Source organism: Capnocytophaga endodontalis, assembly GCF_002209445.1.
Taxonomy (GTDB): Bacteria; Bacteroidota; Bacteroidia; order Flavobacteriales; family Flavobacteriaceae; genus Capnocytophaga; species Capnocytophaga periodontitidis.
Genome location: NZ_CP022022.1, coordinates 1,191,799 through 1,212,352, shown reverse-complemented (window position 1 = coordinate 1,212,352; position 20,554 = coordinate 1,191,799). Strand labels below are relative to the sequence as shown.

18 protein-coding genes are annotated in these 20,554 nt (G+C 37.1%); 17 read left to right on the top strand and 1 reads right to left on the bottom strand.

Annotation, left to right across the window (positions count from 1 at the left end; genetic code table 11):
- The first annotated feature begins 422 nt into the window (after window positions 1-422).
- Together CBG49_RS05710 and CBG49_RS05705 are read left to right on the top strand one after the other, a co-directional pair.
- Window positions 423-869, top strand: coding sequence for a T9SS type A sorting domain-containing protein (locus tag CBG49_RS05710; protein ID WP_088593734.1), 447 nt, complete (start codon window positions 423-425; stop codon window positions 867-869).
- A gap of 16 nt (window positions 870-885) precedes the next feature.
- Entirely contained in the window at window positions 886-1,983 is a 1,098-nt protein-coding gene (locus CBG49_RS05705; protein WP_088593733.1) for a SpvB/TcaC N-terminal domain-containing protein, read from the top strand.
- A 78-nt stretch (window positions 1,984-2,061) separates the two neighbouring features.
- Here the strand turns inward: CBG49_RS05705 and CBG49_RS16275 are convergent, their stop codons facing one another.
- On the bottom strand, window positions 2,062-2,184 hold the full coding sequence (locus tag CBG49_RS16275) for a hypothetical protein (protein WP_257789602.1): 123 nt from the start codon (window positions 2,182-2,184) through the stop codon (window positions 2,062-2,064).
- A 58-nt stretch (window positions 2,185-2,242) separates the two neighbouring features.
- Between CBG49_RS16275 and CBG49_RS05700 the strand changes: the two genes are divergently transcribed.
- The 15 genes from CBG49_RS05700 to CBG49_RS05630 all read left to right on the top strand — a co-directional run bounded on the left by CBG49_RS05700 (window position 2,243) and on the right by CBG49_RS05630 (window position 20,554).
- On the top strand, window positions 2,243-7,261 hold the full coding sequence (locus CBG49_RS05700; RefSeq protein ID WP_088593732.1) for an RHS repeat-associated core domain-containing protein: 5,019 nt from the start codon (window positions 2,243-2,245) through the stop codon (window positions 7,259-7,261).
- 4 nt (window positions 7,262-7,265) lie between these two features.
- On the top strand, window positions 7,266-7,853 hold the full coding sequence (locus tag CBG49_RS05695) for a hypothetical protein (RefSeq protein WP_088593731.1): 588 nt from the start codon (window positions 7,266-7,268) through the stop codon (window positions 7,851-7,853).
- The gene (locus CBG49_RS05690) at window positions 7,850-8,425 is read left to right on the top strand and encodes a hypothetical protein (protein ID WP_088593730.1); all 576 of its coding nucleotides are present in this window, start codon (window positions 7,850-7,852) and stop codon (window positions 8,423-8,425) included. The genes CBG49_RS05695 and CBG49_RS05690 overlap by 4 nt, the downstream gene beginning before the upstream one ends.
- Before the next feature lie 79 nt (window positions 8,426-8,504).
- Window positions 8,505-9,071, top strand: a complete 567-nt coding sequence (locus CBG49_RS05685) for a hypothetical protein (protein ID WP_088593729.1) — start codon at window positions 8,505-8,507, stop codon at window positions 9,069-9,071.
- Between the two features lie 76 nt (window positions 9,072-9,147).
- The gene (locus CBG49_RS16065) at window positions 9,148-10,518 is read left to right on the top strand and encodes an RHS repeat domain-containing protein (protein ID WP_227002976.1); all 1,371 of its coding nucleotides are present in this window, start codon (window positions 9,148-9,150) and stop codon (window positions 10,516-10,518) included.
- The gene (locus CBG49_RS05675) at window positions 10,515-10,790 is read left to right on the top strand and encodes a hypothetical protein (protein ID WP_088593728.1); all 276 of its coding nucleotides are present in this window, start codon (window positions 10,515-10,517) and stop codon (window positions 10,788-10,790) included. The genes CBG49_RS16065 and CBG49_RS05675 overlap by 4 nt, the downstream gene beginning before the upstream one ends.
- Window positions 10,791-10,797: 7 nt before the next feature.
- Window positions 10,798-11,055, top strand: a complete 258-nt coding sequence (locus CBG49_RS05670) for a GTP-binding protein EngB (RefSeq protein ID WP_088593727.1) — start codon at window positions 10,798-10,800, stop codon at window positions 11,053-11,055.
- A 6-nt stretch (window positions 11,056-11,061) separates the two neighbouring features.
- Window positions 11,062-12,057: a hypothetical protein gene (locus tag CBG49_RS05665; protein WP_088593726.1), complete on the top strand. Its 996-nt coding sequence runs from the start codon at window positions 11,062-11,064 to the stop codon at window positions 12,055-12,057.
- 42 nt (window positions 12,058-12,099) lie between these two features.
- Window positions 12,100-13,599 (top strand): RHS repeat domain-containing protein, encoded by a 1,500-nt coding sequence (locus tag CBG49_RS05660; RefSeq protein ID WP_227002975.1) that lies wholly within the window; start codon window positions 12,100-12,102, stop codon window positions 13,597-13,599.
- Window positions 13,584-14,138, top strand: a complete 555-nt coding sequence (locus tag CBG49_RS05655; protein ID WP_088593718.1) for a hypothetical protein — start codon at window positions 13,584-13,586, stop codon at window positions 14,136-14,138. The genes CBG49_RS05660 and CBG49_RS05655 overlap by 16 nt, the downstream gene beginning before the upstream one ends.
- Before the next feature lie 27 nt (window positions 14,139-14,165).
- Window positions 14,166-14,711, top strand: a complete 546-nt coding sequence (locus CBG49_RS05650) for a hypothetical protein (RefSeq protein WP_088593717.1) — start codon at window positions 14,166-14,168, stop codon at window positions 14,709-14,711.
- A 77-nt stretch (window positions 14,712-14,788) separates the two neighbouring features.
- Complete coding sequence (locus CBG49_RS05645) at window positions 14,789-16,270, top strand: polymorphic toxin type 23 domain-containing protein (RefSeq protein ID WP_088593724.1); 1,482 nt, start codon at window positions 14,789-14,791, stop codon at window positions 16,268-16,270.
- Window positions 16,264-16,791: a hypothetical protein gene (locus CBG49_RS05640; protein ID WP_088593723.1), complete on the top strand. Its 528-nt coding sequence runs from the start codon at window positions 16,264-16,266 to the stop codon at window positions 16,789-16,791. The genes CBG49_RS05645 and CBG49_RS05640 overlap by 7 nt, the downstream gene beginning before the upstream one ends.
- A gap of 119 nt (window positions 16,792-16,910) precedes the next feature.
- Window positions 16,911-19,904: an RHS repeat domain-containing protein gene (locus CBG49_RS05635; protein WP_227002974.1), complete on the top strand. Its 2,994-nt coding sequence runs from the start codon at window positions 16,911-16,913 to the stop codon at window positions 19,902-19,904.
- A 77-nt stretch (window positions 19,905-19,981) separates the two neighbouring features.
- Window positions 19,982-20,554 carry a hypothetical protein gene (locus CBG49_RS05630; RefSeq protein ID WP_227002973.1) on the top strand — a complete coding sequence of 191 codons (573 nt, stop codon included), beginning with the start codon at window positions 19,982-19,984 and terminating at the stop codon, window positions 20,552-20,554.

Here is a 20,554-nt window from a genome sequence, read left to right as displayed (position 1 = left end):
TATACCTATTTTCTCAGTAACTTCTAGGTGCAAAGATACGAATATTTTTCTAACTTCCTCACTCACAATCAATTTTATTTTATAAAACTCTGATAGGTAACGATTTAGTTACGGAACTTAATTCACTTCTTTGCTTTGTTTTTATTGTGTTTTTAACTCACGATGCAAAGGTATAAATATTTTCTCTATTGACCAAAACTTTTATTTTTCCGTTGCTAGCATAATATATAGAAGTTTCTAAAAATCTTGAGTGCATACAGATGAATTAAGTATAGTAAGCCTACTATATACTCTTTTATATTCCTTCCAAAACTCCTTATCTTACTTGCGCTTTCAAAAATATTTCTCATTTTTCTTCAAAATAATTTGGTTGATTTCGTTATTTTTCGTTACTTTGCGATGAAATAACACGTCCTATTGCTATGAAAACGTTAAATATAATCTTACTTTTGGTAATTCCTTCTTGGGGATATAGTCAGCAAGAGCTTTGTTTCCACTACGACAAGGCAGGAAATCAACGACTTATTACTACCTGTGGTAGTGGAGAAGAACAACTCAGTGATGAGGAAATCTTCAAGGATACTTTAGATGAAAAACGGCGTGAAGAGCACAATGTCGAGAAGATAACCTTAGATGTAGCTCCTAACCCTGTTATTGATGAGCTGACCGTCTATTGGCAGCATAAGGAGCAAAAACCAATGACTGAGCTTTTTATCACTTCCGTTGATGGGAAGATCCTCTACAAGCGGAGCACATTGCAAGCAACTCAGCACAAAGTGAATATAGCCGACTACCCCACGGGATTTTATCTCTTAGTATTGGAATTTGCTGATGGCAGCCGGAAGGTATTTAAAGTGGTAAAAAGATAATACAAAAACTATTACTATGAAACACATACTCTACATATTACTCAGCTTAAGCAGCCTAACTGTTACAGCACAGGAGCTGCCTTATAAGCTCATCAAAAAGACTTCTTTTCATCGCGATGAGCCTACACCTTCTACCCTTACTGAGTTGCCTACTATTGGTGTAGCAACCGCTCGTGGAGCATCGGAAAGTGATTTAGGTATTACCCCAAGCAATTTAGACGTGAGTGCCACAGGGGCAGCCGTGTACACTATCCCTATTGCAGTGCCTGCGGGCATCAATGGCGTGCAGCCTAATCTTGCGCTTACCTATAACAGTCAGGCAGGTAATGGCATTGCTGGCTATGGCTGGAATATCACAGGAATTTCAAAAATTACCCGTATAGGCTCAACACTTTATCACAACGGACAACTCACAGGGGTAAATCTCACTGAAACGGATCAGTTTGCCCTCGATGGACAGCGTCTCCTGCTAAAGGAAGGCACTCACGGAGCCGATGGGGCAGTGTATGAGACAGAGAATTTTTCGAATGTAAAGGTCATTGCAAGAGGTGCTTTTGGAAACAATATCTTTGGACCGAGTTATTTTGAAGTGCTATATCCTGATGGGAGTAAGGCGTATTACGGCAAAAATAACGGTAGGCGAGCTTATGAGTACAGCATATCTTCGTGGGAAAATGCTCAAGGGGTAAGCATACAATATACGTATAAGACTTCAGACGGGCACCATATCCCATTGGTTGAAAACATCACTTATGGGGCAAAAGGCGAGGCAATGGGCAATTGTACAGTGCATTTTGAGTACAACAACCGTTCGCGCTCTGAAACCTTTTATATTGGTGGAATAGAGTTTAATAGTCTATACAAGCTATCAGCGATAAGTGTTAGCACTAATGGAAAAGAATACCGAAAATACGACTTGAGTTATAATGCCAATAGTTTAGGGTATGATAGGTTGGTAAGTGTTCAAGAGAGTGTAGAGGGGGAAAAACGTGCTCCGATAGGGTTGCAGTACCTTAATTTTTCTGATAAGCTGAGTAAGTCAACAGCAAAAGCAAGTACGGGTTTTATAAATGTAAGCCTTACCAACTCTGCAATAGTACATAGTACCTCTTGATTATAATGGAGATGGAAGGTTAGATTTTATTATTTATCCTACCACTGGTTCAAAGGCTTATAAAGACATATCTGTTGTTTATAACTTCAGAGGAGAACAGAACTCATTAGGTGTTTCATTTATTACCAATGAGCCTTTCAAAGAAATTTTTCCAGCTAAAGTTCTATCGCGATCAGGAGAATTATTAGTAAATAGTGGCATAGTAACAACTCATTTTACTACAGATAAAATTCGTTTTGACGTATATACAGATGAGTATATGGGATATCCAGCAGTACATTATAGCAAGGAGTGGAAATTACCTGCTTACATAGAGGCTGATTATAACTATTGTATGAATCAATTGATGTACTCAGGAGAAAGACCCATCTTACCACCTCCTCAGAAAGCAAACACTAATATAAAAATACTTTCTGGGGATTTTGATGGTAATGGGCTCACTGATGTTATATCTATAGAACTCCCTTACAATGTTGAAAATTGTATCCCCATTGGGCGTAGACGTGAAAAAAGATATTGTGATTGTAAACATACTATAATAAATAATAGTACTGTAAATTGGATTGACTTAGATAGAAGAAAAACATCTGATTACATAAAATCTTTACGAAGTTTAGAGGTAAGGGTTAAAAATGATGATTTGTTGCAAGCTATTGATATGAATGGTAATGGTAAAACAAATCTCTTACATATCACTAAAGGGAAATTGTTTATTTATGAAATGGATGGTAACTATAATCTCAATTTATTAGTAAAGCACGCCAATCCTTATTTACTTATCAGGAGAAAGCATCCTCTTATAGATAATATTAATAGTAACCTTGATTTGATACGTCCCATTATAGGTGACTTCAATGGAGATGGACTGCTTGATTTTATGTTGCCAAGAGATAATCCTACTAATCAATATGATATACTCTACAATACAGGTAAGGGGTTTGTTACTGAAACAAAAATACTACCTTTTAAATATGAAGCTCATATGGCAAATGGTAGGAGACCAGTTCAGTCTACTCCTATAGCAATAGATATGAATAATGATGGAAAATCTGATATTGTAGAGTATCGTACTGCTTTTGATTCAGATCTAATAAATCAGATGTTTAGAGGAATTAGTGTCTTTAAGAATATAAATGGGAAAGATGCTAATGAGTTATTTGTAAAAATAAACAATTCAGAATATGAGAGTTATAACGTAGGAAGAGCTGGTCATTTACTCTTTTCTCCTCCTGATAAGCGTAATATGTTTATGGATATCGCTTTAGTATATGGAAATACTATCGAAGGATACTCTTTGGAACAAGACAATAAAAAAGAGATTATTTTGCAGGCAATAAGTAAAGGTGAGGAGTCTCATCAGATTACATATAATTCAATGGTATCACAAAAAGATGAAGGATTCCCTACTTACCTCAAAGAGCAATATAAACTAAAAGAATATCCGTATGCAGATATAGAAGCAATCCCTACACTATCCTTGGTTTCAAAAATAGAAAGAAAATATTACCAGCAAACAACTGAAAAAATATTTGATTATTTTGCGGCAGTTACCCATTTACAAGGTTTAGGATTCTTAGGATTTAAGGCTATAATGCAGACTAATTGGTATGAACCTTCTAAAAAAGAATCACAATATTTATATTCCTATAAGACACAAAATTACGAGCTTAGGGGGGTATTAACAGATGAATATATCACACCCTATAGAGTGCGTTATTTTATGGACTATAATCCTGATTTTGATGCAGTAAGTACAGTTCATTACTCCTACTCCCACTCCGAAGCCCCTAACAAGTGCTTTAAACTCCAGTTGGACAAGCAAGTTACTGAGGATAAGCTCAAAGGCATTACTACTACCCAAGCCTTTGTATATGATGCTAATCTCAACCCTACACAGATTACCACAGAGACTGAGGGCTATAAACAAGTACAGGAACTGCAATACGCCCCAAAAGAAAGCAGTCCCTACCGTATGGGACTATTAGCTCATAAACGCACAGCAAGCACTTTGGACGGTGATACTTTTACGGCTGAGGAAAGCTATACTTATGAGAATGGGTTAATCAGCACTGCCAAAACAAAAGGCAACGGCACAGGCGAGCACACCGAAAAATTTAGTTATGACCCCTATGGCAATATAACCCAAAAGGAAACTATTGCTGAAGACGGACAAAAGCGCAGTGAGCAATACACCTACGACCCTACTCACCGCTTTATAGCAACCCATACCGATTTTGAAGGGCTCAAAACGAGCTTTGTGTATGATGAGCGCGGCAATCTAAGCAAAGAAACTACCCCTTGGGGGCAGTCTACCTCCTACCAATATGATATCTGGAATCGCCCTATAAAGGTAACTGATTACTTAGGTAAAAGCCTGCGCACTACTTATGGAGCAAATGGCAGCAAATACAACATCCGCTCGGATAGTGATGACGACAGCTATACAAGTGAAACCTACAACGCACTCGGTTGGCTTTTGGAAAGTGAAGCGTCTACTGCCTTGGGAGCTACTGCTGTGCGCTATGAGTATGACGCCTTAGGAAGAACCATAGGTAAAAGTGAACCTTTTGCTGCTGGTGGCAGTCCACAGGGCTGGACACGCACTGAGTACGACCGCTATGGGCGTCCTGTGCAAGTAACTACCGCTCACGGCAAGACCATTCGCACCTCTTACGATGGCTTAAAGACCACTGTAGACGATGGCTCTAAACAAATCACCACTACCCAAAATGCTATCGGAAAAACCATAAGCCAAAGCGACCCAGGAGGCACGATTAAGTACACCTACTTTGGCAATGGGACACTTAAAACTGCTAACTACGAGGGGGTCGAACAGAAAATAACCCAAGACGGCTGGGGTCGCAAAACAAGCCTTACCGACCCTGCCGCAGGTGTTTATCGCTACGCTTACGACAGCTGGGGGCGTCTTACTGAGGAGACCACCCCTAAGGGTAAAACTACCCTTACCTACGAGCCCAACAGCGACCGCTTGAAGAGCAAGCACTTAGTAGGCGACCATACCGATATGCTCATCCGCTATACCTATAATGCCGAAAAGCTCCTAACCCAAATAGACAATGAGAACCAGGACGGCAATAGCGATCATTACACCTATACTTATGACCACAACCGCCAGCTGCTTACCAGCACCGAGACCAACCCTTGGGCAAAGTATACCAAAGCTTATACTTATGATAATTTCGGTCGGGTACAAAAGGAAACGACCACCACAGAAGCAGCAGGCAAACGTGTGAGTGCAATGGTGCAATACCGCTATCAAAATGGTGAACTCGTAGAGATGAAGGATGACAAGGGCATAAGCCTCTGGAAACTCAGCAGTGAGAATCCTTATGGGCAACCCCTTGTAAGCCATAAAGGAGGCATTAAAGAGACCTATACCTATGATAAAGGCTACCCTGTAAGTCAACTCTTGCAAAGTGAGGACAAGGCTATAGGCGCACTTACGTGGCAGTTTAACCCTCAAAAAGGACTATTAGACAGCCGTCAATACAGCTTTTGGGGTAAACAAGAGGATTTTAGTTATGATAATTTAGATCGCCTTACGGCTTGGGGCGATGCCAATACCCCACCGCAGACCCATAGCTACGACGAGCGCGGGCGTATTACTGAAAACAGTCTTTTGGGCACTTATAAATACCCCTCTAAGGGCTACGACCAAGAGAAGTTACAGCTAAATGACGCTGGCGAAGCCTTTTATAAAGACGCCCCAATGCCCGCGATACGCTACAATATGCTTAAAAGCCCTGAGCAGATTTACATAAAAGACAAAGAGCGTATTACCTACTTATACAATGCCTTTGGCAATCGTGCCCATAGCTTTTATGGCAATGCGGAAGCCGAAAAAGAGAAACGTCCTATTCATAAGCATTACAGTGCCGATGGCAGTGTAGAAATCAAAGAGGATAAAACAAAAGGAAGTATTGACTTTCTATTTTACCTCGGTGGCGACCCGTATAGTGCTCCTGCGGTATACAATAGCAATGGTGAAGAAGGTAAATTATTATTCCTACATCGCGACCAATTAGGTAGTATTGTAGCTATTACTGACCTTAATGGCAAACTCGTAGAGGCAAGGCATTTTGATGCGTGGGGCAAGGTGCTAAGTATTACAGATGCTAACGGGAATAAACTAACTTCTTTATTATTAGACCGCGGCTATACAGGGCACGAGCATTTGGCAAGTGTAGGACTTATCCATATGAATGCTCGTTTGTACGACCCAGCCTTACATCGCTTTTTACAACCCGACAACTACATACAAGACCCTTTTAACACCCAAAACTTTAATAGGTATGGATATTGTTTGAATAACCCACTGGTGTATGTAGACCAAAATGGAGAGTTTTGGCATTTAGTCATAGGCGCTGTCGTAGGAGGAGTGATAAATTGGATTTCAAATGGTGCACGCCTTGATGCTAAAGGACTTGGCTATTTCGCAGTAGGAGCTGTGGCAGGGGCTGTAGGGGCTGGTATAGGTTCTGGAGTGAGTGCTTCATTGGCTGGAGGTACGTTTGCAGGAGGGTTTATGAGTACCTCAGTGGCGGTTTCTTCGAGTTTTATAAATGGTGCTGCTATAGGGGCAGCCTCTGGCTTAGGTGCTGGATTTGTAGGAGGCTTTGGTAATGGATTAGTAGGAGGGCAAAATATCGGACAAGCCTTTGGTAGTGGTATAACTAATGGATTGATAGGAATGGCAATGGGAGGTGTTATAGGAGGTCTCTCAGGAGGTATAGATGCCGCTATTGACGGAAGACGTTTTTGGGACGGTGCTACACTTTTGGAAGAAAGATACTTGGCAAATCAACAATTGCCTTTAGTAAAACAACAAGGACAGTATAATTGTGCACCTGCTACTGGAGAATCTACAACAGGTATATCACAAACAAGATATCGTACTATTTTACATGGCGATCCTAATACAACACCAATAGATGTCAATAGTTTCAATAATGCGATAAAAAGTGAAACAGGTAGAAATGTTGTTAGGTTTACAAATTATTTACCTAAAGACAAAATTGGAGCAGAACAGATAGCAGGAATGATGAACAGAGGCAATCATTTCTATTTGATTTCTAATAGTTCACAAGCAGGTATTACTCACGCAACAGCTTTAAATAGTGTGTTTCTCAAAACTTATCAAAGGATATCAGGCAGTCTTTATTATAAAGTGATTTATCAAGCGATGGATCCTGCTATTGGAGCTTATACGACTATTAAGGCTAATTCTATGAAATATATATTTAAAATACAACCTTAATTGTATGAAAAAAATATTTTTAATATTACTTTTCTGTGTTTTTTATACTATAGAAGGGCAAGCGCAAAGAATCCTTTCAGAGCTTAGAAGATATGATTTAAAAGAAGTGGAACTAAGAACTATAAGAAAGGTGAAACGGAAATTGCGATTACCTAAAGAGCTTTCAGTAGGTACAATTCATTATTTTGTAGTTACTTTTTCTGAACATATGAGAAAAGGGAATCCTTGTTCAAGTAATGAATTGCTTAAATACCTAAAATTAGAAACTAATCCTATCGGTTTTGTCTATAACAGAAATAATTATGTGATATTAGCAAAAACAAGCTATAGAGGAAATGTTTTTAAAGAATACAGTCCTGATTATTTTAAAGAGTATTTATATATAAAGTTTTTTACTGAATTTAAACCTCAATACATATTTTTAAATTTAGACAGTCGTACAAAAAACACAATGTATCTTTGTTATAAAGACAATGAAATATTTATAGTATATTTATCAGATAATAATGAAAAGATAATTTGTAAGCCACTATCTGATATAGAAGATTGTGATTGGTTAAACGCATCAGAAGGGTTATTTGATAAATTATGAAAAAGATTTTTTTTATAATATTATTATTTTGTTATGCTGTTGAAGGAATATCACAAAATATTCTTTCAAAAGTTGCAAAGTATGATCTAAAGAAAATAGAGCAAAAAGCTATAGAATCATCTAAAAAGAAGTTAGGAATATCTAAAGAAACAACAATCGGAGCATTAGCTTACTTTATAGTGTTTTTTCAATATCAGACAGAAAAAAATAAAGAATGTTCAAGTACTGATTTATTAGAACACTTTTCACTGAGTAGAAATAAACCTTTCAAGTGTTATATCTATGATGAGGAAAATTGTATCTTAGCAACTACAGAAAAAGATAGAGTCCTGAAAAACTTCAATTCTGTATTTTATAAAGAATACTTATATATTGACTTTTTTACTTATTTAAAACCTGAATACATTTTTTATAATATAGATAGCCCTACTATCAATCCAATGTATTTTTGTTATAAGGATAGTGAAATATTTGTAATATATTTGTCTGATGATAATGAAAAATTAATATCTACTCCTTTATCAGAAATAAAAGATTGTAGTTGGTTAAATAGTTCAGAAAAGTTTGAATGATAATATGCATTACAGAGGTATAATTTTTATAATATTTATTTATTCTCAAGGTTTTTTGTACTCTCAGGATACTATCAATATGATTGATAGGTTACATATCAAGAGAGAGCTGAAAGAGTTAGAGGGTAGAATAGAGTATCTTGTGAGAAAGGATAAGATAGTAAGTAAAACAGAAGAAATTCAACAGTTTCATATATTTTTCTTAAAAAATACTTTATTCGCTATACCTAATTACAAAGCAGATAAAGAGGAATATTTGAATGGTTCTTTTTTGCAGTATTTGAAACCAAACTATTATAAAATTAGTTCCGAAAGACTTTGGCAAAAAAGGAAAAACTATTTAGATACTTCTACCTATATTATGGATATTAAAGGTAATTTGATTGCAACAGGAGATGCAAGACTTGTTTCAATAGCATTTGCATCATATTCTTTAATGATAAAAACAGCAAAATTTCTTTTTGAGAAGAAATTTGATTTTGTTTTTTATATGGGAGGGATTTATGGATATTTTATAACTATAAAGGAAGGCAAACTCTATGTAATTAGTGCTTTTGGTGGAGAAATAGAGATGTATGAATGGGGGTATTTTGTGAATAATTGTTTAGATAAAATAGTGCCTTCTCAGTTTATAGAAAAGAAGTAAAATTAAGTATAACGCCTTTGGCGAGCGTTCACACTGCTATTATGGCAATGCCGAAGTAGAAAAAGCCAAACGCCCAATGCTTAAACACTACAGCCACGACGGTAGTGTAGAGATAGTATGTAACAAAACCGATAACAGCACCAAGTTTATACTTTACTTAGGTGGTGATGCCTATAGTGCTCCCGCGATACTCATTTCGGACGGAGAAACCTCAAAACTATATTACCTACACCGCGACTATCTCGGAAGCATTATAATGCTCACCGATGAGAATGGCAATATAGCTGAAAGACGCCATTTTGACCCTTGGGGACAACCCATAAAAGTAGAAGATGGAGCGGGAAAAGTGTTACAAGGTTTAACTTTATTAGATAGAGGCTATACAGGGCACGAACACCTGCAAACTGTAGGATTTATCCATATGAACGGACGGTTGTACGACCCAGCACTACACCGTTTCTTACAACCCGATAACTATGTACAAGACCCTTTTAATACCCAGAACTTTAATAGGTATGGGTATTGCTTGAATAATCCGCTGGTGTATAATGACATTACAGGAGAATGGTTTGGCATAGATGATTTGATAGCTGCTGTTGCAGGAGGTGTTATTAACTTGGCAGTAAATGCTATACAAGGAAATGTAACCTCTTGGGGTAGTGCATTGGGATATTTTGGAGTAGGAGCGGTTTCAGGTTGGGCTTCTCTTTATGTAGGGCCATTCGCAGTGGGAGCTATTTCAGGATTAGGAAACTATATAACTACACAAGTCTCACAGGGTGGCTGGAGTAGTCTTAATTTTGATGATGGTGTAACTGCTACAGCTATAGGTGCCGCTACTTCGTGGGCAGGGGCAAAGATTGGAGGATGGGCAACAAAAAATTTAGGAGGTATATTTTCTTCTATTAGTAGTCCTGTGCTAAGACAAGCTGCTGTTAATAGTGTAGGAGGCGCTGTATCAGGTTTTGCAATTGGAACAGCAGTTTCCTATATACAATATAAAGATTTTGATAGAGCTTTTTCAGAAGGAGTTAGAGGCGGTCTTATGGGTGCTGGCATAGGATTAACTACTGGTGCTATAGGCGGGTATAGATATGCAAAGGAAAATAAATTGAGCCCTTGGACAGGAAGGAATTTAAATAATGAAACACTATATCAAATATCAGATGGAATTAAAAGAGCTAAAGTTGCTGATATGTTAGGAATGAAAACAATAAGAGCTGAAGATAGTAGCACAAATAGTACATTTGATGTTCCTATAAAAAATCTGAGAATTACTTTAAAAGATCAGATCAATCTAACTCGTCAATCAGAGATTAATAGTTATAGATCTCTATTTAAGTTAGTTAACGATAATAAGTATATACCTATCTTCATTTCTCCTATTAATCAAGATATAGGTATTAAAGTGAAAGATTTTAAAGTAAATATAAAATTAAGTCTATGATACAAGAAGATAAAAAAGGCAATGCTATTTTAGCAATTCATTGGTTGGTAGTTGAAGCAAGAGTTATGACAGCTAATATGGCTACAAATGAAGAAATATATGATTTCTTGGATGAAATACATCGATTATTAGGATTCACCATTGCTAAAGAAGATCTTACGGATATGTTTGAAAATTATTTAAAAGATATATGTGATGAGCGTGGTTTTCAACGTATTTGGGATTATTACACAGGCAAACGCATTATAAGATATGCTAATGAAATAGAATGAAGTAAGTATGATACGAGAAGAGAAAAGGGACAATGCTGTTTTAGCTATACAACAATTAGTAATTGAAGCGAGAGTTTTTACAAGCCAACGCAGAGAATATGAAGAAATATATGATCTCTTAGACGAAATAGAATACTTAGCAGGATTATTACTTATAAAAGATAACATAACAGATACATTTGAAGTATTTTTAGAAGGTATATGTAAAAAGCGAGGTTTCCAACGTATCTGGGATTATTACATAGGTAAACGCAACTTACAATAGATAAAAATGACTAAACAAGAAACTTTATTTTTAGCATTGCTTTATAGACAGATGTTTCTTTCTATAGATAGGTTCTCAGAAAATGAGATAGAGGAATACTATGCAATTTTTAAAGAGAATGAAAAGTACTATTCTTACGCCTTACACCTCTTAGAAATCAAAGTACTTAACTCACAGAAAGCTCAAAAAGGTTTCTTTTTAAAGCAATGTGTCTCTACCACTGATATGCTTTTACTGTATTTTGTATTAGATAAATACCTAAGTGCATTAGCCGATAAAACTATTTTAGATAGGACTACAAGAGGAGAATTATGGGTATTTATTAGGAACGTATACAGCTATCTTACCCATGCAAAAATACCTTTTTACAAGGAAAAATATATAGATAAAGTACATTACTTTGGGAAGAACTATTTTGTGCCAATGCAAACTTTTCCAATAGATGCATTACTCAAAGAAATGCACTGTAAGGATGTATTAAATGCTATTCAAGAGTATAAGGGCACTCCGAAGTATCTTATTGAGTCATACGAAAATGGAAGGGATAAGACAGATTCTTTCTTTTTCTTTTTGATCATCAAGCAGTTGTATTATTCTATTCTCAACTACAAAGAGGAGGGTAATAATGGGTTTGTTACTTTCTATAAGGAAAGAGAAAAGTACTATCGCTTTGCAAGAGATTTTTCACAAGCAAAAAATCTTGGTTATGGCAGTGAATATGATAAAGATAAGGGTATTTCTCAAGATCCCTTAATATACACTGCCTTAGAAAAGTATATTCAGATGATTGAAAATCAATATATAGAATATAATTATGAGGAGACTAAAAATGATTTGCACACAGTTTATAAGCTCCTTGAAGATAAGGTGCGATTATATTACAAAACAAATGACTTTGCTGTGGAGTATTATAGTATGAAAAATGAAGCAAAACCTATAAGTTTCTTTTTAAAAATGTATAATTACAATTACTTTTCAGATAGGATTAATAAATGGTACTAATTTTTTTCTGCCTTTGCATCGTGATTAAAGTACATTGAAATATTGAAGATAAGCCCCGAACAAATATACGTAAAGGACAAAGAGCGTATCACCTACTTATACAACGCCTTTGGCAGTCGTGCCCATAGCTTCTATGGCAATGCGGAAGCCGAAAAAGAGAAACGCCCTATTCATAAACATTACAGTGCCGATGGCAGTGTAGAAATCAAAGAGGATAAAGCAAAAGGAAGTATTGACTTTCTATTTTACCTCGGTGGCGACCCGTATTCAGCTCCTGCGGTATACAATAGCAATGGAGAAGAAGGAAAACTATTCTTTTTGCATAGAGACCAATTAGGCAGCATTGTAGCCATCACCGACCTTAACGGCAAGCTCGTAGAAGCCCGCCATTTTGATGCTTGGGGCAAGGTGTTGAGTATTACAGATGCTAACGGGAATAAACTAACTTCTTTATTATTAGACCGCGGTTATACAGGACACGAACACCTCTCAAGCGTAGGGCTTATTCATATGAATGGGCGTTTGTACGACCCTACCCTACACCGCTTCTTAATGCCCGATAACTATATCCAAGACCCTTTTAATACACAGAGCTTTAACAGGTATGGGTATTGCTTGAATAATCCGCTGGTGTATAATGACATTACAGGAGAATGGTTTGGCATAGATGATTTGATAGCTGCTGTTGCAGGAGGTGTTATTAACTTGGCAGTAAATGCTATACAAGGAAATGTAACCTCTTGGGGTAGTGCATTGGGATATTTTGGAGTAGGAGCGGTTTCAGGTTGGGCTTCTCTTTATGTAGGGCCATTCGCAGTGGGAGCTATTTCAGGATTAGGAAACTATATAACTACACAAGTCTCACAGGGTGGCTGGAGTAGTCTTAATTTTGATGATGGTGTAACTGCTACAGCTATAGGTGCCGCTACTTCGTGGGCAGGGGCAAAGATTGGAGGATGGGCAACAAAAAATTTAGGAGGTATATTTTCTTCTATTAGTAGTCCTGTGCTAAGACAAGCTGCTGTTAATAGTGTAGGAGGCGCTGTATCAGGTTTTGCAATTGGAACAGCAGTTTCCTATATACAATATAAAGATTTTGATAGAGCTTTTTCAGAAGGAGTTAGAGGCGGTCTTATGGGTGCTGGCATAGGATTAACTACTGGTGCTATAGGCGGGTATAGATATGCAAAGGAAAATAAATTGAGCCCTTGGACAGGAGAAAAGACACAACTACATCATTCAGATCCTGTTTTTATGGGAGGAGCTCCTGATCAGGAATTAACCCCAATGAGTATTTCTCGACATCAGGAATTGCACAAAGACCTCAACAATTTTTTGGTAGAGAAAAAGAATGCTTTAGGACAGCATATGCGACCTCAACCAAGAAATTCTGGCTTACAAATACGAACCAATTTTAACAGAACACAGAGATTTGAAGCAATGAAGCAATTCTATGATAAAAATTGGATAAAATATTGGGATGCCCGATGGGATTTTTATAAGAATAACAATTTAAATTTAATATTATGGTGGCAAAAATAATTGTAGGAACAGATGAAAAGGGTTTTGTATACCCTAAAGTTCAGGAAAGAACAGATATATGTCCTATTTGTAAAAATAGGATAGCTGATGTTGCAAATTTAGATTATAAAGTAAAGAATAAAAAAGGAAATTTTTTAGGTACTTATGATCACTATATCATTGTATCACAAAAATTCAAAGATTTTTGTGAGGAAAATCATTATGAAGGTTTAGAGTTTATCCAACTTCCTAAGTCTCCTATGTTTTATTATTTTATAGTTCATAATATCTATGAATTAGATTATAAAGAGTCTTTGTTTCTGAATTATAGAGATTGCTGTGGAAGTTATGATGAAACTGTAATAACACCCAGATATTGTAAACAAGATTTTTATATGGATACAGATGATTTTATTTGTAGGAGTGAGTACAGATTTGCTTCTTTTTCCAATAAGAGCTATCTCACTGTAGTTGGTTTAGAAACAGCAGATAAGTTAAAAAAGGCAGGATTTAAAAACATATATTTTACTAATGTATATAGACCAACTAATGATTTATAGCAAGAATAACAATTTAAATTTAATATTATGGTGGCAAAAATAATTGTAGGAACAGATGAAAAGGGTTTTGTATACCCTAAAGTTCAGGAAAGAACAGATATATGCCCTATTTGTAAAAATAGGATAGCTGATGTTGCAAATTTAGATTATAAAGTGAAAAATAAAAAAGGAAATTTTTTAGTATCGTATGATCACTATACTTTTGTATCACAAAAATTTAAAGATTTTTGTGAGGAAAATCATTATGAAGGATTAGAGTTTATTCAACTTCCTAAATCTCCATTGTTTTATTATTTTATAGTTCATAATATCTATGAATTAGATTATAAAGAGTCTTTGTTTCTGAATTATAGAGATTGCTGTGGAAGTTATGATGAAACTGTAATAACACCCAGGTATTGTAAACAAGATTTCTATATGGATACAGATGACTTTATTTGTAGAAGCGAGTACAGATTTGCTTCTTTTTCCAATAAGAGCTATCTCTTTGTAGTTGGGTTAGAAACTGCAGATAAGTTAAAGAAAGCAGGATTTAAAAATATATATTTTAATAATGTATATAGGCAAGATTAAAAAAATATTTTGTATCTCTGCATCGTGATTTAAGTACATTAAAATATTGAAAAAAAATAAGCCCTGAGCAAATATACGTGAAGGACAAAGAGCGTATCACCTACTTATACAACGCCTTTGGCAGTCGTGTCCATAGCTTCTATGGCAATGCGGAAGCCGAAAAAGAGAAACGTCCTATTCATAAGCATTACAGTGCCGATGGCAGTGTAGAAATCAAAGAGGATAAAACCAAAGGCACTATTGATTTCGTCTTTTATCTCGGTGGTGACCCGTATAGTGCTCCTGCGGTATACAGCAGCAATGGAGAAGAAGGAAAACTACTCTTTTTACATAGAGACCAATTAGGCAGTATTGTAGCCATCACCGACCTTAATGGCAAGCTCATAGAAGCAAGGCACTTTGATGCTTGGGGCAAGGTGTTGAGTATTACAGATGCTAACGGGAATAAACTAACTTCTTTATTGTTAGATCGCGGCTATACAGGGCACGAGTATTTAGCAAGTGTAGGCTTAATCCATTGTAATGGACGTCTCTACGACCCTGCCCTACACCGCTTCTTAATGCCCGATAACTATATCCAAGACCCTTTTAATACACAGAACTTTAATAGATATGGGTATTGCTTGAATAACCCGCTGGTGTATGTAGATGAGAATGGTGAAATTATACAATGGCTTCCTATTCTTGCAGGAGCACTCTTAGGTGCTTATTCTTCAGGAGTGGCCGCTAATAATGGAGAATACAACCTTTTCAAATGGAATTACTCTGATAGCTGGGGTAGTATATTAGGGGGAGCAATAATGGGAGCTGCCAATGGTTATTTAGCTCAACTCAGTGGTGCCACTTATGCCTTAGGAAAAACAGGTTTTACTATAGGTATTACGCCTCAACTGTCATTAGGTAGTGATGGAATAGGGGTAGGAGTAAATGTTACTTTTGGTTACGCTATATTAAATGGATTAAATATAGGTCTGAATTTTGGAGCTACTTATTACCTAAGTGCAATAGGTACAGGTGAGAGTGGCTGGGAACTAAGAACAGGTTATGGTATTGATTATCAAAATTACCGTTACAAATTTCGATTGGGTATAGGTTCTACTTACTTTTTTAGTGGTGAAACCACACAACAAACAGGTTTTTTCTACGGAGGTGGAGAAAAATGGAAAATTACCTATGAGAACGATACCTGGGCACCTGTACCAGGACTTTTTACGCCAGGTACTTACGAGAAAGACAAATACCGCACTGCTGCTTTGCGTTTTGATATCACAGGAGGTAAACTAAAAGGACTAAATGCGGGGCTAAACATTTTTACAGGTAAGGCAGAGAACATTAGAAGTGGTACATACATAGGAGGTACAGCAGATGATTATCGTATGGGAGTCATTTATATAGGCTATAACCAATACCGTATAGGCTATAACAGCGAACGCAATATACGAGGTCCTATACAAAATGGTTTTCACGATAGAATGGGAGTCCCTCACTTTAGAGTTTTAAGTCTTTCTGATAGATTTTATTACGGAATTTATTCATCAAACCCTTATACATTATGGTAACAAAAAAAGCAATATTAGTAGTATTTTGTATTCTATTATTAGTAATGATAGGATGTAGTAAAATCGTTGCAGATTTAGGAATGCAACGAAGACCTTATTTAGGAACAGATTTAAAAATAGATGGTTATTATTATTCTGAACCTATATGGGATAAAACGATAGCTGTTACAATTTTCTATAGAGATGGAGTGAGTATATTGGTTTTTATATATGTAGAACAAGATATTTTTCAATCTATTGAAAAAAAGTTTCTTTATAATCAAGATGTTCTTTCTAAAATAAGGAATGAACCCTATGGTGTAGGTGTTTTTACTATTAACAATAAATCTCTTGAGATGGAGAATTTTGTAGGAAGAGGCTTTAAACATACCTATCATACCTATGGAGAAATTATTAATGATTCTACATTTATAATTAGAAAATTTGTAGGATTTAATGGAGGAGAGGAGTATTGGAATGCTAAGTTTAGGTTTAAAAAATTTAGTCCTAAGCCAGATAGTACCAGCGTGTACATACCATAAATACTGTATAGGCTATAACAGTGAACGCAATATACGAGGTCCTATACAAAATGGTTTTCACGATAGAATGGGAGACGTACCTCACTTTAGAGTGTTAAGCCTCTCAGATAAATTTTACTATGAGAACTAATATTAGAAAAGTAAGATACACAGTCCAAGATATAGTTTTTTACCGTTTTATAACGACTCATACCGAACATTATGAATTTAACGGAAGTATTTTTAAAACCATTACCGAAAACGAAGAAGGTGCTTACAGTGCAGAGAGCTATAACACTTTGGGCTGGTTGTTAGAAAAAGAAAGTAATGATGCTTTCAACAACCGCTATGCAATTAGCTACGAGTACGACGGTATAGGGCAACAAGTAGCTGTAAGCACACCTCACCCCACAAGAGGTGCTTCTCAAAAGGCGAAGAGGACAGAATACGATGTATATGGACGACCTACCACTATCACCAGTCCGGAAGGTAAAATAACCCGCTTTACTTACGACAAGCTCAAAACCACTGCCGATGACGGACAGCAACAAGTGATAAGCACTCGCGATGCGCAAGGTAATATCGTAGAACACCAAGATACAGGGGGTACCGTGCGCTATACCTACTTTGCCAACGGTAGCCTAAAAACAGCCGACTATGGAGGTGCCATACAAAAGATAACCCAAGATGGCTGGGGCAGAAAAACAAGCATTACCGACCCTGCCGCAGGTGTTTATCGCTACGCTTACGACAGCTGGGGGCGTCTTACTGAGGAGACTACCCCTAAGGGTAAAACTACGCTTACCTACGAGCCCAACAGCGACCGCTTGAAGAGCAAGCACTTAGTAGGCGACCATACCGATATGCTCATCCGCTATACCTATAATGCCGAAAAGCTCCTGACCCAAATAGACAATGAGAACCAGGACGGCAATAGCGATCATTACACCTATACTTATAACCACAACCGCCAGCTACTTACCAGCAGCGAGACTAACCCTTGGGCAAAGTATACCAAAGCCTATACTTATGACCTTTTCGGTCGGGTACAAAAGGAAATGACCACCGCAGAGGCAGCAGGCAAACGCGCGAGTGCAATGGTGCAATACCGCTATCAAAATGGTGAACTCGTGGAAATGAAGGACGACAAGGGCATAACCCTTTGGAAACTCAGCAGTGAGAACCCCTATGGGCAACCCCTTGTAAGCCATAAAGGCAATGTAAAAGAGACCTATACTTACGACAAAGGTTTTCCTGTAAGTCAGCTCTTGCAAAGTGAGGATAAGGCAATTGGTGCCCTTACGTGGCAGTTTAACCCTCAAAAAGGACTGTTAGACAGCCGTCAATACAGCTTTTGGGGTAAACAAGAGGATTTTAGCTATGATAACTTAGACCGCCTGACCGCTTGGGGCGATGCCAATACCCCACCGCAAACCCATAGCTACGATGAGCGCGGGCGCATTACTGAAAATAGTCTTTTGGGTACTTATAAATACCCTGCTAAGGGTTATGACCAAGAAAAGTTAGTATTGAACTCTACAGGCGAAACCTTTTATAAAGAGGCACCAATGCCTGTGATACGCTACAATATGCTCAAGAGTCCTGAGCAAATATACGTAAAGGACAAAGAGCGTATCACCTACTTATACAACGCCTTTGGCGAGCGTTCACACTGCTATTACGGCAATGCTGAAGTAGAAAAAGCCAAACGTCCAATGCTTAAACACTACAGCCACGACGGTAGTACAGAAATCGTATGTAACAAGACCGATAACAGCACCAAGTTTATACTTTACTTAGGAGGTGATGTGTATAGCGCTCCTGCGATACTCATTTCAGACGGTGAGACTCAAAAGCTCTATTATCTACACCGCGATTATCTCGGAAGCATTGTAATGCTCACCGATGAAGACGGCAATATAGCCGAGCGCAGACACTTTGACCCTTGGGGACAACCCATAAAAGTAGAAGACGGCGCAGGCAATACCTTAGACAAACTCACCCTATTAGACCGAGGCTTTACAGGACACGAACACCTGCAAACCGTAGGCTTAATACATATGAACGGACGTTTGTACGACCCAGCGCTACACCGTTTCTTACAACCCGATAACTATGTACAAGACCCTTTTAATACCCAGAACTTTAATAGGTATGGATATTGTTTGAATAACCCACTGGTATATGTAGACCAAAATGGAGAGTTTTGGCATTTAGTCATAGGCGCTGTCGTAGGAGGAGTGATAAATTGGATTTCAAATGGTGCACGTCTTGATGCTAAAGGACTTGGCTATTTCGCAGTAGGAGCTGTGGCAGGGGCTGTAGGGGCTGGTATAGGTTCTGGAGTGAGTGCTTCATTAGCTGGAGGTACGTTTGCAGGAGGGTTTATGAGTACCTCAGTGGCGGTTTCTTCGAGTTTTATAAATGGTGCTGCTATAGGGGCAGCCTCTGGCTTAGGTGCTGGATTTGTAGGAGGCTTTGGTAATGGATTGGTAGGAGGGCAAAATATCGGACAAGCTTTTGGTAGTGGTATAACTAATGGATTGATAGGAATGGCAATGGGAGGTGTTATAGGAGGTCTCTCAGGAGGTATAGATGCCGCTATTGACGGAAGACGTTTTTGGGATGGAGCTACTGTGCAAAAAAACATATTAGCTCAACAAAATATTCCTAAAGTTGGACAAGTAGGTGATAATAATTGTTTACCAGCCAGTGCAGAAGCTGTAGACAAGTCTTTTGGAGGAAATATGACTCAGGAACAAATAAGAGATTTAGTTAATTTCGGAAGTGACCCTAATATAGTTCCTTTAGATGATGTGGGACTTTGGGGTGCTTATGCAAATGCTTCTGGACATACTGTAGCAGGAGAACATTTTAAACTTATATCTTTACCAACAGTATTATCTAAAATGCAAGGAGGAGCAAGGGTAGCTATTAATATGAATATGGGACAAAGTGTTGGACATAGTGTGATTATGCAACGTATTGTTCAAAAAACAATTATAAAGCTTAATGGAAGTGTTATACAAAAAACATTCTATTATGTTATGAACCCAGCTAATGGCGGTAGTTTTCATAAAATAGATGCTACTCAAATCACAAATTCCTATAATATTTTTTATATATCAAGATAATGATAATGAGGAGGCTATTTATTATTATAGTATTGAATTCTTCTTGGTGCTTTTTGTACTCTCAAGATACTATCAATATGATTGATAGGTTGCATATCAAGGGAGAACTGAAAGAGTTAGAGGATAGAATAGAGTATCTTGTGAGAAAAGCTAAGATAGTAAATGAAACCGAAGAACTCAAGCAATTTCATATATTTGGATTGTATAATATTTTATTTAGAGTGCCAAACTATAAGGCTTATAAAGAGGAGTATTTAGACGGTTCTTTTGTCTGCTACTTAATGCCTAACTATTATAACATAAAACCTCAAGGACTTTTTAAGAAAAGGAAAAGTTACTTATATACTCGTACTTATATTACTGATAGTAAAGGTGAGTTAGTTGCGACAGGAGATGTGAGATTTATTTCAAACTCAAGAGCATATAAATCATCTCTTCCAGAAAATGAGTTAGCTAAATTTCTTTTTGATAAGAAGTTTGATATGCTTTTCTATATGGGAGGAGTTTATGGATATTTTACAGCTATAAAGAAAAGTAAACTATGTGTTATTAGTACTTTTGGTGGAGAAATAGAAGTGTATGAATGGGAGTACTTTGTGAATAATTGTTTAGATAAAATAGTGCCTTCTCAGTTTATAGAAGAAAAATAA